The organism is Mycobacterium sp. 852002-51152_SCH6134967 (assembly GCF_001667105.1).
Lineage (GTDB): Bacteria > Actinomycetota > Actinomycetes > Mycobacteriales > Mycobacteriaceae > Mycobacterium > Mycobacterium neumannii_A.
This window is the reverse complement of the sequence record NZ_LZIK01000042.1, coordinates 178222-190645: the sequence shown is the minus strand read 5'-3', so window position 1 is coordinate 190645 and position 12424 is coordinate 178222. Positions and strand designations below refer to the sequence as shown.

The 12424-nt window shown below is 61.3% G+C and carries 15 protein-coding genes and 1 pseudogene; 6 read left to right on the top strand and 10 right to left on the bottom strand.

Going from position 1 to position 12424, the window contains the following annotated elements; genetic code table 11:
* From A5790_RS26230 to A5790_RS14185, 4 genes and pseudogenes are all read left to right on the top strand, one after another.
* A pseudogene (locus A5790_RS26230) lies at positions 1-248 on the top strand (HNH endonuclease); the annotation flags it as partial.
* A gap of 328 nt (positions 249-576) precedes the next feature.
* A complete protein-coding gene (locus A5790_RS14195) occupies positions 577-2094 on the top strand; it encodes a serine/threonine-protein kinase (protein WP_082961722.1) in 1518 nt (505 codons plus the stop codon).
* Between the two features lie 281 nt (positions 2095-2375).
* Positions 2376-3689 carry a hypothetical protein gene (locus A5790_RS25475; RefSeq protein ID WP_082961716.1) on the top strand — a complete coding sequence of 438 codons (1314 nt, stop codon included), beginning with the start codon at positions 2376-2378 and terminating at the stop codon, positions 3687-3689.
* A 178-nt stretch (positions 3690-3867) separates the two neighbouring features.
* Positions 3868-4581 (top strand): recombinase family protein, encoded by a 714-nt coding sequence (locus A5790_RS14185; protein ID WP_231987787.1) that lies wholly within the window; start codon positions 3868-3870, stop codon positions 4579-4581.
* Here the strand turns inward: A5790_RS14185 and A5790_RS25470 are convergent.
* The 5 genes from A5790_RS25470 to A5790_RS14165 all read right to left on the bottom strand — a co-directional run bounded on the left by A5790_RS25470 (position 4546) and on the right by A5790_RS14165 (position 6837).
* Positions 4546-4734 carry a DUF4190 domain-containing protein gene (locus A5790_RS25470; RefSeq protein WP_082961715.1) on the bottom strand — a complete coding sequence of 63 codons (189 nt, stop codon included), beginning with the start codon at positions 4732-4734 and terminating at the stop codon, positions 4546-4548. The genes A5790_RS14185 and A5790_RS25470 overlap by 36 nt on opposite strands.
* Before the next feature lie 28 nt (positions 4735-4762).
* Complete coding sequence (locus tag A5790_RS14180; RefSeq protein ID WP_066845128.1) at positions 4763-4996, bottom strand: hypothetical protein; 234 nt, start codon at positions 4994-4996, stop codon at positions 4763-4765.
* A gap of 283 nt (positions 4997-5279) precedes the next feature.
* Positions 5280-5660, bottom strand: a complete 381-nt coding sequence (locus A5790_RS14175) for a type II toxin-antitoxin system death-on-curing family toxin (protein WP_066845126.1) — start codon at positions 5658-5660, stop codon at positions 5280-5282.
* Positions 5657-6229 carry a Panacea domain-containing protein gene (locus A5790_RS14170; RefSeq protein WP_066845124.1) on the bottom strand — a complete coding sequence of 191 codons (573 nt, stop codon included), beginning with the start codon at positions 6227-6229 and terminating at the stop codon, positions 5657-5659. The genes A5790_RS14175 and A5790_RS14170 overlap by 4 nt, the downstream gene beginning before the upstream one ends.
* Positions 6230-6516: 287 nt before the next feature.
* Positions 6517-6837 (bottom strand): hypothetical protein, encoded by a 321-nt coding sequence (locus A5790_RS14165; RefSeq protein WP_156656395.1) that lies wholly within the window; start codon positions 6835-6837, stop codon positions 6517-6519.
* 1508 nt (positions 6838-8345) lie between these two features.
* On the opposite strand from A5790_RS14165, the gene A5790_RS14155 reads away from it, so the two are divergent.
* Positions 8346-8603, top strand: a complete 258-nt coding sequence (locus A5790_RS14155; RefSeq protein WP_156656394.1) for a hypothetical protein — start codon at positions 8346-8348, stop codon at positions 8601-8603.
* Positions 8604-8860: 257 nt separating this feature from the next.
* Here the strand turns inward: A5790_RS14155 and A5790_RS14150 are convergent, their stop codons facing one another.
* The 5 genes from A5790_RS14150 to A5790_RS14135 form a co-directional block, all read right to left on the bottom strand.
* A complete protein-coding gene (locus A5790_RS14150) occupies positions 8861-9286 on the bottom strand; it encodes a hypothetical protein (protein ID WP_156656393.1) in 426 nt (141 codons plus the stop codon).
* Positions 9287-9579: 293 nt separating this feature from the next.
* Positions 9580-9858 carry a hypothetical protein gene (locus A5790_RS14145; protein WP_156656392.1) on the bottom strand — a complete coding sequence of 93 codons (279 nt, stop codon included), beginning with the start codon at positions 9856-9858 and terminating at the stop codon, positions 9580-9582.
* Positions 9858-10019, bottom strand: a complete 162-nt coding sequence (locus A5790_RS25795) for a hypothetical protein (RefSeq protein ID WP_156656391.1) — start codon at positions 10017-10019, stop codon at positions 9858-9860. Before A5790_RS25795 ends, A5790_RS14145 begins: the two co-directional genes overlap by 1 nt.
* Positions 10020-10156: 137 nt before the next feature.
* Complete coding sequence (locus A5790_RS14140; RefSeq protein WP_066845111.1) at positions 10157-10516, bottom strand: hypothetical protein; 360 nt, start codon at positions 10514-10516, stop codon at positions 10157-10159.
* Positions 10513-10818 (bottom strand): hypothetical protein, encoded by a 306-nt coding sequence (locus A5790_RS14135; protein ID WP_156656390.1) that lies wholly within the window; start codon positions 10816-10818, stop codon positions 10513-10515. Before A5790_RS14135 ends, A5790_RS14140 begins: the two co-directional genes overlap by 4 nt.
* Positions 10819-10854: 36 nt before the next feature.
* On the opposite strand from A5790_RS14135, the gene A5790_RS14130 reads away from it, so the two are divergent.
* Positions 10855-12240, top strand: coding sequence for an HNH endonuclease (locus tag A5790_RS14130; protein ID WP_082961712.1), 1386 nt, complete (start codon positions 10855-10857; stop codon positions 12238-12240).
* The last annotated feature ends 184 nt before the right edge of the window (positions 12241-12424 follow it).

The following is a 12424-nucleotide window of genomic DNA, read 5'->3' as shown; positions in this document are numbered from 1 at the left end:
GTCGGCCTTGTAACACCAACAAGTCTGGGCTACTCCCAGTACCGAAACACGTCAAGGCTGCGCTCGAACGTGAAGATCTAGATGTGATCGCCAAGGCCCTCAATTGGCCCGCCGAGTGCGACTATGTCCGAGCGGTCGCCCGTGGCCTTTATGCGATTACGCCCGACGAGACACCAATGTGGTTGGCAAAGGACAAGTTACAGTCACTCAGGCGTTCACGCGTCCCCAAGTGGCTCGACCTTGAGTGACGGGCTGGATAGCCATTTCGGCTATAGCTGATAGATCTAGAGAGAGGTGACCCCGCCGCTGATCGGCCCACGCTGATCCCAATCTGCCTCGCTTCGCGGGTCATGCCAGCTTCCGCCCCGCGACACCACGATCGAGCGGACCTGTGCCGAACTCGCCGCTTCGGCATCAACGGGCCGAGCAGAGTGTTCAAGGAGAAGGGGAGTCACTGGGTGTCGACGGTGCGAAAGACGTCGAGGCACAGGGATCGAGAGTCATAACCTTGGTGCGAAGCTTGCGCCCCAGTCGGAAGTGGTCAGCAGCTCGCCCACGGCAGCTAACATCGCGCCCATGCCGCTGAGGACCGGGGAGACCTTCGCCAACTACAGGGTCCTGCGACTGCTCGGTTCCGGAGGTATGGGCGAGGTTTACCTCGTCCAGCACCCCCGCCTACCCCGCCAAGAGGCCCTCAAGGTCCTCCGCCCGGACATATCGAGTGATCCTTCCTTCCGCGAGCGGTTTATCCGCGAGGCCGACCTAGCCGCAGGACTTCGACATCCCCATATCGTCGGGATACATGACCGAGGCGAACATGACGGCCAGTTGTGGATCGCCATGGACTACATCGAAGGCACCGACGTCGCCCACCTGCTGGAGCAGAAGTACCCGGCAGGTATGCCGGTCGATGTCGTCCTGCCGATCGTCACCGCAGTCGCCAGTGCGCTGGACTACGCCCACCGGAAGGGTTTATTGCACCGGGATATTAAGCCCGCGAACATCATCGTCGCCGACCTTGACACCGATGATCCCGGTGTCTTCCTAGCCGACTTCGGCATCGCCCGACCTCTCGATGAAGTCAGCGGCATCACAACAACCAACATGACATTGGGCACCGTCGCCTACGCCGCACCCGAACAACTCATGGGCGAGGAGATGGACGGGCGCGTTGACCAATACGCCCTTGCTGCGACTGCTTACCATCTGCTGACCGGCCAGCAGCTGTTCCCACACTCCAATCCTGCAGTGGTGATCAGCCGACACCTCAACACTCCAGCGCCCACCCTTGCTGACACACGATCCGACCTCGCCCCACTAGACCATGTCCTAAATGCCGCGTTGGCCAAGGAGCCGAAAGACCGCTTCACATGCTGCACCGACTTCGCCAATGCACTCATCGGGGCTGCGACTCCGCAGGCGCTGAGAGTCGCTGCCGCACCTACGACACCAGCCCCAACAGCACCCAGGCGCGACGTCATGCCCACCCGCCGAAGACCTGTTGGTGCTACTGCCCGGAGCCACTCTGATGCCTTCGTCACGCGGTGGCTGATCGGTATCTCGGTTGCAGTGGGAGTGCTACTGCTCATTGTTGTTGGGGGGCTGTGGCGGCCATGGCAGCACTCCCAGTCTGATACCAATGCCACTTCATCGAGCAACGAATCGGACACGTCCAGTCCCACCGGGTCCGCCACGGTGGCCCCACCGCGCCCTGCGCCGCCTTCTGCTGCCCCAGATCCTCCCACTGTGGAAAGTTCGGTAGCGGCTCCATCGCCGACGGTCACGGCGGCCCCAAAGCCGCCCCGGCGAGCGAGTGCGGCACGGGAGGCAAGCTTCACGACGCTGGTCTATCAAGACATACCCATCGGTTGGACGCCTGGCGGCGGAGTCAACTCACGCGGCGAGTCGGTCTACCCCAGCCCTGAAAACCTGCTGGCATCAGGCTATGAAGCCTGCGAAGTGATGGAGCAATATCCGGGTAACCGTCCCCTGGCTACCCAGGTGTTCTACGGGATCGACGGGATCGCCGCCGAGCCGGACACCTACGTTGTACCAATCAAGTTCATGAACTATGCCGATACGTACTTGTGCTGATTCCGAAGACGCGCCGCTCTCCGAGACGGCTGAGGGTCGGGGCGTTATCTACTGGACGAGGAGCAGGGCGAGGCGCTGTCCGCCCCCGACCGGCTGAGGGCGAGTCGGCCTCCGTACTGGCCGGTGAATACGGCATTAGCCGCGCCACGGTTACAACACCCGCAAGCACCAGCCCTGGCAGCCTGCCCCTGGCCAGGGCTAAGCCTGCTCGCTCAACCTTCACCGCTGCCAACTTGGCAAGCCGTGGGGGCGGAAATCTCAGACCGCGCATACTGGCCAAGATGACGGTTGGCGAATATGCAGGCGTGCCACTTCAGAACCCCGGCGACACCTGGCGAAACGGTGCAGTGTTTCTGTTGCGCAAGCCTGCTGGGGCATCAGAATCGGTGGCGCTAGACGGTTGGGTCACGAGCGTTGTTAGAGGCGCGAAAGTCGCCGTTACCTGTGGGCCAACGACGGCGGCCAGTCGCGATGAGACGTTCGCCGAGGCGTTGAACGCCGCGAACCGAGCGCTGGACTACATGTCCGTTCGAGGGCAGGCGCACTGCGTGATCAGCGACGCGCCCGATGACAGCCTTGTCTGGTGGCCCGACGCCTCTGTGGGCGGTGTGGTGATGCGGTGCCGAGCAGTCCAGTCGTACGGAATGACTGTCAGTGCAACAGGTGTGGTGAGGGACGCGGACGGCAGTATTCGGCCTTCACCGCCGCCGCCGACACCGCTGGCTGATGACGTGTTCAGGTTCGTCCGTATATGCCGAACCTCAGATGACCTCTACGACGCATATCGCAACCTGTTCCTGGGCTTCGAGTGCCTGCTAAGTGACATCCGGCCAAGACGACAAGTGCCGATACCGCAGCGGCGATGCAGCTGGTGGTGGCCTACAAGGCCGCACAACTCCGCTACAAAGTGGGAGTCCGAGAATGACTGGTTCATGGACGCCCTGGATCAAGCACATCAGCTGGTGCCACTCGACCGACTGACGCCGCCGGATGTGATGAACCACAAGAAGTGGATCAACCGCTGGATGTACAGCGCCGAACGGTCCGCCCTGATGCACGCCAAGCGCGGCCAAAACTACCTACTCCCGCACGATGCCAGCAGCAGAGCGGAGCTGACCGAATCATTGGGTCGGCTGTGGGAATACATGATGAATCTGATCGAAGCGCATTTTGACGTGCGGGGCCGGAGGGGCAGCCTGTCGAGGCATGCAGTCGAGAAGGCGGCGACGAGCGTCCTTTCCCAGATCGCGCTGGTCGTTTCAGATGACAATTCGGAACAACCAGTAAATCCGGAGGCCGAGAATGTCATCAGCCCCGATGCGACCGTGGTGGAGCTGCAATCCTCAAAGCCGGTGGTTGATCCCGATGACCCCGAGCTGTGGACCATGTTGGCGTACCGTGAGGCCGCAGACCTTGCCGGGCTAGCCGCGATTCGGAGATTCGGGCAGACGCGCCCGGACGGCAGCGGAAGGTGCGACGTGCTGTCTGAGTTCGTTGGCCCGCTAATTCTGGGAAGCACTGTGGTTAGGCTGGAAATGCTCTACGGCCTGCGCCACATCAACCCCACAGGGCCGCCGCGCGTGTTCTCGTCGTGAGCCAGGCGCACCAACCCGGCTTCTACCTGAATCGACGTCACAGCAGGCGACGCAAGAGTATTCACCGAATCTGAAGACAGGCCCGCACAGACGCATCGCTGTCTTGAAAACGATCACATCTGAGACAGGGTGCTCTGCCGCCGTCCAGGCCCACGAGCACCAGGTCGCGGTGTCTCGAATGTTGGTCTCAGAAATAGATGTCTCGATAGTCGCGTTGCGACTGTTTATGAGCCACGGCGAGAACGGGTCCCCCAAGCCGACGGGCACGCGGATCGGCTACACCCGGGTCTCGACCGTGGCGCAGACCCTCCATCAGCAGAACGAGGCTCTCGCCGCCGCAGGGGTCACCAAGGTCTTCTCGGACGTGATGTCCGGTGCACGCGATGATCGCCCCGGTCTCGCTGCCCTGCTGGATTACATCCGCGAGGGCGACACCGTGGTGATATGGAAGTTAGATCGCTTGGGCCGCAACATGATGCACATCCTGTTCATCGTCAGGGAGCTGACCGAGCGGGGCGTAACCATAGTATCGGTCACCGACGGCATCGACTCCTCCACTCCAGCGGGGCGCATGATGATCGGCGTTCTGGGGTCGCTCGCGGAGTATGAGCGCGAACTGATCAGGGAGCGAACGACGCTGAAGCGAGCGGCATCGCGGGCCAACGGCACCCGGTTCGGACGGCCCCGGAAGGTTACCGACGCAGAACACGTCGGTACGGCCCGACGCATGAAGACCGACGGACACACGGTGAAGGACATTGCAAAGTTTCTGTCGGTGTCTAGGGCCACGGTGTACCGATACCTCGCCGAGGATGAGGAACGAGCACAGGGAATCGAGGTGCCACTTACGCGACGTTCACAGGTGGCAAGTAAAGACTGCCATCGCGATTAGAACTACCAACACGATCACGGTGAGATAGCCGAGGATCAGGACCGTGAGCGCCATTCCGCCGCCTTGTTCGCCCGTCCTCCGAATCTGGCCGCGTGCGATATGCCCCAACGGAATGGCCAGCCTCGATACTCGGGGGCGAAAAAGCTCATGCATGAGCGATCTGCCGCCCACTCTCTGGCAATCACTGCTTCTCGGAACGACGTCTCAGCCACCGGTTGGCGACACCGACGCACGCGATGCCGACAACGATGGCACCCAACAGCGGCAGAAACAGTCCACCGGTCCACAACGTCAGGTTGAAAAACGCCTGGTCAATACCGCGGTTGTCAGTTCTTGCCCTCTCCCAGGCGAACGCTCCGACGACTCCGAGGCCCACGACCACCCAAAACGCGCCCCCCAAGAGGATCGCGCTCATTCGAAAGGGGACCCTTCTGACTCAAGGGGCTTCGTCGGCGACCTCCTGCGCAGGTACCTCGTCGGCGTACCGTTCGTCAGGATAAAACGTGATGGCGGTCGAGGGGGGAGATTTGCGAATGGCGACCTCCCCCTGTGGGCGTAATGGCGGGCGGAACCCGGCTTCGCCGACAACGGAGTTTGCCAGCGTCTGCACCGGCCCAGGTTGGAATCGCACGACGGTCGCACGGAGGCTCGAGATGAGCATGGAAACGCTGTTCAGCAGCAATCTGACGCTGATGTGTTTATTGCAGGTGCTCGGCGAGCCAGACCGCTACATCTTGATACGAGATCTCGCCCTTGACCACGTTGAGCACCATGTGCCCCGCCAGTATCGGGTCTATTTTCGCTCGGTCAAGCGGCGATTCGTTCAACGCGAGGAAGTTCACACAAGATAGCCACGAGGTTCGCTTGTTGCCATCGCGGAACGGGTGGTTGCTGGCAATGCCTCGAAGGAGCACTGCCGCCTTCTCGACCAGCGTGGGGTGAAAATCATCTCCACCCCACGTCTGGAACGGTTCTCCCACGGCAGACTCAAGGAGATCACGACTATCCAGACCGTGATCTGGCCCCGTGACGCTCTCGTTGATAGCGATAACCGCCTCGCATGTGAGGCGAATGATCACCTAACTGCCAGCCAATCCAACGTGTCTTGCCAAAGTTCCATTTGGAGGTTGTTGGTCTGCTCCAAGACACTCAAGTCGGCGTCCTCAACCCCGAGAACTGGCCGGTGCGGTGTATTCAGCCCCGCTAAGTTGCGAGTGGCGTAGTAGCACTTCATTGAACTGGTACTAATCTCAGCGGTGCTATGCGCGCCTGGGGGTGCTCCGCCCCGCGCTTGCTGCCAGGGCAGCTCTTCGTGCGTCAACTCAATCAAGTCGTTGTATGGCAGCGCGCCATAGAACGCAATGACACTGTCAACGATCGCCGCTTGATCTCTCGTGAGTTGTTCCGCGTGACCGCCCGGAATCGCGGTTACGGACCAGAGTCGGTAATGCGCCGAGTAGAGCCGCCGAACGACGGGTCCGTCCTTCCAGGCTTCTATGGGTTCGTCGAACATGCCCTTGCCCGTCCAGGCAAGACTCCAAGCCTGTGCATAGTAAGTCAGCTTCTGGAGCCGCCGAGTGACCATCGAAGCGTCGATCTTCGGGCAGGTGCGCAGGATGTAGTCAGCGACGTCCAGCGATGTAGTCACCACCACACTCCTCCTCCCATCTCTGCCACGTTGGCTTGCATGACCCTCTGTGACCACCTTTAGCCATCTATGTCACACCTGTGTACATCACCAGTATGACGTGAAACGTTAGAAAGGCACCTCCTATGCCTGTCACGGCACGTTTCGACACGTGATTTTGTCCATACTGGCGCTTCGCAATGGTCGTCGGAATTGAGATCAAATAAACCCCTCGCAAGAACAGGCGAGGAGGGTTTGGGCGAAGAGAGTGGAGCCGACGAATGGGATGGCCACGGTCGTCACGTGGGTCAACAGAGTTGGTGTTCTGCAGCCTCGACGAGAAACATGCCGTCGGGCATCGACAGAGACAAGCCCATCTCGTTCTGCGCGCGCCCGACTGCCCGGTCAGCGTTGGCCCGCGCGGAGCCGAAGGACAAACCAGCATTCAACCCGTCGCGGATCGCCTCACATGCGACCTGGCCGAGTTGGAACGCCTGGCCGTCGGTCAGCGAAGCTTTGACGTTCTTACGCACCTCGGTTAGGTACATGCCCTCATCGGCTAAGGCCGGGGCAGGCGCGCTGATCGCGATCCCCACGCCGCACAACAGCACGAGCAGCAACTTGGTCACTGTCACCGCTCCTTATCCAGATGAGTCACAGGCAGCGTCACCGGTGGGCGGTCTTCGTCTTGCCACTGCCGCTCCAGGCGCGCGAGCCTTTCCTCAAGTTTGGCGGCCTCCTCGGGAGTGCGCTCCACGTGGTGGTGACTCTCTTGAATTTCCCGAGTTAGCCTTCCGCTCCTGCTTGCGCAGCTCCTCGCGGCGCTAGAATCGGCGATATTCTGTCGAGTCTCTTCACTCTGAGCCATCGTCAGATTCCTTTGTCATCTATGTTTCGCGCGCCATCCGGCTGACGCAGTGGTTAGTCGGGAAGTCACCCTTACGCTGAGTTCACGACCCACTGGCCACTCCCACACACCAACGGCAAGCCGTCGGGCGATTGCGCGGCAAGTGCCTCCGTCAAAGGAGATCCCGGCGCGCGTACTCCCACTAGGGGAATTGCTGGACCCCAGATCCCGCCGCCATCAAGAGCGTGACCGCAAGCCATCGGCTGACCGGCGGTGCTGACGCCGAAGATGTACTTCTCCGTGTTGGTACACGGCTGGCCGGTAGCGACACCCAGTGTTATGCCCGGGATGGTGCTGGAGGCCCCGGAGTTGCCGGATAGCGGCGCGGGACACTGGCCAGTACTCGCGCCGATCGAGTTGATCTCGGCGTTCGACCGGGGGTCACCCACGTAATCATTCAAATTCGTACACCGCTCGGCGGAGGCGGTTGGCGGACACACAACAGCGCCCACCGCGATCATCGCTCCTGCCGCAAACACGGACCCAGACAGGCGGACGCCGCCCGGGAAGTACCTCATCGATCCCCCCAAATGAGCGCCCCGCCCGCTTAGCAAACTACCGCACCGAGGCCGAACTGGGGCAAGAACGGACTGGTCAACCTGTACAGGTGGACGGGTTAAGAAGACGACGACTAATGAGTCCCTTCGTCGAGGATTACGCGGTCGAGTGCGCGACACCAGTTGATCCGCGCTAAGCCGCCGCATGCGTTTCACCCCATTTGCTGGAAAGGCATTGCTACAAAGCGGTTGAACCCATAATGATCCCTATCCACCTGTTTGCCGTACGCGAGGGGAGACCGGCGACCATGTTGGGATACAACGTCCGCAAGCACCTCGGACGTATCAGTGCCGCTCTTGCCGCTGTCAGCATCCCGCTGTTCGGAGCCGGTGTCGCGGGTGCTGACGATCCCGATCCACACATGCCCAACATGCAATCCGGGTACTGCCCGGGAGGCGGAATGGGGTCGCAAATCTCAATGGCCTACTGCGACGGGGTGAAGTATCCGGATGGTTCTTACTGGCACATCATCCAGTACGGGGCACCGATGATCGGCCATCCGTATGGACTGTTATCGCCGGGCATGCAGTGTGTTATCAACCCGGACAACGGACCTATCCCACAGCCAGCACCGCCGGGCGGCTGCGGCGGCGGCGCGGTTCCACGGCCACCCTCATAGAGCTGGGGATTGGCATGACCTGGTTGAGGATCTGTTCGGGCATAGTTGCTGCGTTGAGCAGCGTCAGCATCCTCGTCTCCATGCCGACGGCCTACGCGGAGACACCGGGCGAGGCGTTCTGCGCAGAGAATCAACGCCACCTTGATAAGACCAACGGAGAGATGCCGTTCGAGGTCAACGAAGCTATCGCATGGATAACGCAGCAATTCAATATGTCTGAGACTGAAGCAGTCCGTCTCATCGACGACGTAGGCGAGACGTACTGGTCAGGCATGAACGGGCGATGGGAGGTCAAGTGTCATGATCAGTGATCTTCTCTCGCCGAAGAGATGTTCTGTACTCGTCGCCTTGTGTCTCGTTCCGGTGCCCGTGCTACTACCAACGGCGCGCGCCGCGCCCGGCGTGTGGCCTGTCCGTGAACCGAGTTGGTAATCGCGCCGAGTGGAAGGACAGCGAGAATCCACTGAGGCGTAGATGAACACCACACGTGACGTTCCGGTCTCACAACGCGCCTCGGCGAGCCGAGAGTCGGCTTTCTCCCGCCACGTTGATCTGGCGCGTTCGATTCTCACACGGCAGGCGTGTCCAAGCCGTAGTCCCGGCGTAGCCGGTAGATCAGCTTTAAGGCCTCTTGGCGCAGGCGCTCATCTTCTGCCCGGTCCGCGTCCTGCATCTGTCGGGCCTTTTCCACTGCCGCGTCCAACTCCGCGTTGTATTCGTCTAGGTGGTCGGCGATGGCCTCCAACGTAGTGTCCTCAATCAGTGCCCACATCCGGTCAGTGTCTTCGCCGATCACGCCGAAATCTCGGAGTGCCAGACGTTCGTAGTCGGTCACAGGCCGACTGAATCCGACGATGACCGGATATAGATCCGGATCACCGCCGTGCAGCGTCCGGTGAGACTTGAACGCCGAGTCGGGCAACTGAATCGAGATCATGCGCAGCGGTGCGTCCAGATATGACATTTCTCCCCGATCGGTTGTCTTTACTTTCATCGGAAACTACGCCGCAGCCCCGCCACGGAGGGCGCGACAAGGTCACTTCAAGACCCGCGTCGCCCGGCCACGCTCGCAAGCCACCTAGCGGCACACCGCCGCAACGCTGAGCGCCGACGGGCCGAGGAGGAGCAGCGTTAGGTGTTGGACGATCTCGACGAGACGCCCTGCACCTTCTTGCGAAGGGGTCCTGATCACGACGATCGGTCTTGCCTGCTGGCCCACCGCCAGCCCCCTGGTACGTCCGTCAGCCGGTAGTGAAGAGTAACGGCGTAGCGAAGACCGATCCCCGTTCAGCAGTTGTGCAGCGCGATGTCCTTGCCCACGTAGGGGTCGTAACCGCGACTTACGACGTATTCGATCACCGCGTTGATGCAATTGCCGTCATCACTGGTCAGGACAAGGTCGGCAACCATCGCGCAGGTGGCGTCGCGGTAGGTGCCCACATGGTGCACCTCTTCCGGAATGAGCAGGTTGCCAAGCTCGCAATAGGCATCAGCGTGAGCGGTGGGAACTGCCCATAGCAACGGCACGGACAGGGCGGAGGCAACGACGGCAAGTAATCTAGTCATCAAAAGTTCTCGTCGTACGCACAGTTCCCTGGAAGACGCATTTCGGTGATGACCTGCAACGCCTGCTGACTTGAAACTCCATACCGATTCGAGAGGTTGTCGAGGATCTGGCCATCGGACCAGCCCAGCAGGATGTCCTCGCAGGCGTTTGTGGTGATCATGCTGTCATGGTTAGGAGTGATGTCAGCTCGAGCCGACGCAGGTAGACCCAGGCCAATTGCGGCAGTCGATATCGTCCCGGCTACAACAACTACCGCCTTCCTGAGCGAGGCCCAACCCTTCGATGTGGCAGAGGTGGTTACACCGGATTCACTACCCACTGCCCCTCCTTCCAGTAGATCTCCACCGGGTACGAGTCAACGCCACCGCCGAGGCCAGCCGGACGGTAGTGGCGGGCGGTCCCATGTCCGAGCGGCATCCACCTATTCTCCGCGTGGGACCAATGCGAGACGCCGTCCCAGGTGATGTTCTCCACGGTCAGCTCGCACATGACCTGAACATGATCGGGATAGTCGAGCGAGGTGGCGTAGTAGTTCGACTCGATGGTTGGTGTCCACGCACATGCCATCGCTGGCGCACTTGTGTAGATGATTCCGCCGCCTACTGCTACGAACATCATCGTGGTGGCGACGGTCCGGTTCACCCACATCTGATTCACGGAGCCATCTCCGGGCAGACGTCGAGGTAGACAGCGCGGGCGATCTGCTCAGCGGTCGCGAGGCCGATATCGTACTCGTCGGCAATGCCGTTGGCTGAGGAACCCTTACATACCGCTTCGGCGGCCAGCGCCACAGGGATGCCGCGACTATCGACTAAGTAGCCCAGGTCGTGGTTCCTCAGCGCGTTGACGTATGGGTCCGCCCAGTCAAACTCGTCTTCACAGCAGTTCGCCTGCGCTACCGGAGCCAGCACTAAACCAACAGATGCACCGGCAAGTGCCACAATCGACAACTTCTTCATTAACAGTTCCCCCGGACGCGCGCATGCTTGGCGGCGGTGCAGCAAATCTGGACAGCCCTCGTGATTGATCGCTCCCCGACAGCCTCATGTTACGACCGCCGCCAGCGAAGTTCGAGACTGGCAGTTCTTGGAGAGGCAGGGCCTTCGCATCCGGCCTCCGATGTCGTCCGTGTTGGCTACATTCCCGTCGTGGCACTTTCAGACATCACGCGCGAGGCCGTCCTGCAAGCAATGGGCGAGTACGACGAGCTAGGTGCAGACGAGTTCTTGACGCGCTACGGGTTCGCTGCCGCCAGGTTGTACCGCTTGGCCGAACATGGGCGGCAGTACGACTCCAAGGCGATCGTGGGCGCGGCACACGGCTACGCCACCGGGCAGTTCCTCACGGCCAGCGACTTCTCTGGCGGCCAGCAGACCGTCGTCAAGACCTTGCAAGCACTCGGCTTCAGCTTCGCACCGGCTACGGGCAACGACACCCGAGCCTGGTTGGTGACCACCAAATCGGACTACCGACGACTGGGTGGCTACACCACGTACGACGACGACCCGTCCAGCCACTACAGCTATGACAGCAACGTCGCCAACTCGAAGCAGATGGCTGTCGGGGACCGCTTGGTGTTCTGGGACGAGGTGAGTCTGATTGGTGCGTCAGCAGTGGCCAGCATCGAGCAGTGGCCGGGCACCAAGATGATCACTCGATGCCCGAACTGCTCGACGACGAACATCGCGGCGCGCAAGACCAAGTCGCCGCGATTCCGTTGCGATGACTGTCACGCGGAGTTCGAGGTGCCTGTCGTGGACGAGGTGGAGGTGACCCGGTACCGAACCGATCATCAGCAGGGTTGGGTCGACCTAGCAGGTCTCTTGGACGGCTCCACCCTGCGGGAGCTGACTGGATACTCGCAGAACAGCATCCGACGCATCGACTGGGACCAGTTCGCATCCGCCGTTGCCGCCGCCGCCGGACCCACTGCCCTCACACCGGTGACCATGGCTCAAGCTCAAGCGATTAGCGGCGGTCACACCATCCGCCAGGTGAGCGTGCGCATCGGCCAGCCCGCTTTTCGTGCCGAGCTGGTGCGCAAGTACGGAACCGTCTGTGCGTTCTCCGGACCCGCGCCCGCCGAGGCGCTTGAAGCCTGCCACTTGTACAGCTACGCGGAAATCGGGCGTCACGACATCGAGGGCGGGCTGTTGTTGCGTCGCGACCTGCACCGCCTCTTCGATCAGGGTCTGCTTGCTGTCACGGGCGACGGCACTGTTGACGTGGCGGAGCCGCTCAAGCCCTATGCGCTGTATTACGAGATGCATGGCGAACCGCTCCACGTCGCCACGACAGCACGCCAGCGCGAGTGGCTCGCGTTGCACTGGGCCGAGTGGCGGAAGCCGTCGGCTGTGGCCTCCACTATCGGAGCCTCATGAGCAGTGACGCGCAGGCCTGACCCGGTCGACGCACCAAGGATGTACGAGGATTGCTCTGCTCGCGGTGCTTCACCACCGGCGGGGCCAGCCCCAACCGTGATCGACTTACTGGCCCACCCAAACCCAAACGCAGCCTTGTTCAAATCTGACACTGCCTCCGGGGGTGACCCGGTGATTCACGCCT

What these genes read in the sequence shown, in the direction of transcription:
- A5790_RS14150 (WP_156656393.1), bottom strand. Translation starts at nt 9,286, where the DNA reads ATGAAAGTAAAGACAACCGATCGGGGAGAAATGTCATATCTGGACGCA.
- A5790_RS25475 (WP_082961716.1), top strand. Translation starts at nt 2,376, where the DNA reads ATGACGGTTGGCGAATATGCAGGCGTGCCACTTCAGAACCCCGGCGAC.
- A5790_RS14145 (WP_156656392.1), bottom strand. Translation starts at nt 9,858, where the DNA reads ATGACTAGATTACTTGCCGTCGTTGCCTCCGCCCTGTCCGTGCCGTTG.
- A5790_RS25470 (WP_082961715.1), bottom strand. Translation starts at nt 4,734, where the DNA reads ATGCATGAGCTTTTTCGCCCCCGAGTATCGAGGCTGGCCATTCCGTTG.
- A5790_RS25795 (WP_156656391.1), bottom strand. Translation starts at nt 10,019, where the DNA reads ATGATCACCACAAACGCCTGCGAGGACATCCTGCTGGGCTGGTCCGAT.
- A5790_RS14180 (WP_066845128.1), bottom strand. Translation starts at nt 4,996, where the DNA reads ATGAGCGCGATCCTCTTGGGGGGCGCGTTTTGGGTGGTCGTGGGCCTC.
- A5790_RS14135 (WP_156656390.1), bottom strand. Translation starts at nt 10,818, where the DNA reads ATGAAGAAGTTGTCGATTGTGGCACTTGCCGGTGCATCTGTTGGTTTA.
- A5790_RS14185 (WP_231987787.1), top strand. Translation starts at nt 3,868, where the DNA reads ATGTTGGTCTCAGAAATAGATGTCTCGATAGTCGCGTTGCGACTGTTT.
- A5790_RS14195 (WP_082961722.1), top strand. Translation starts at nt 577, where the DNA reads ATGCCGCTGAGGACCGGGGAGACCTTCGCCAACTACAGGGTCCTGCGA.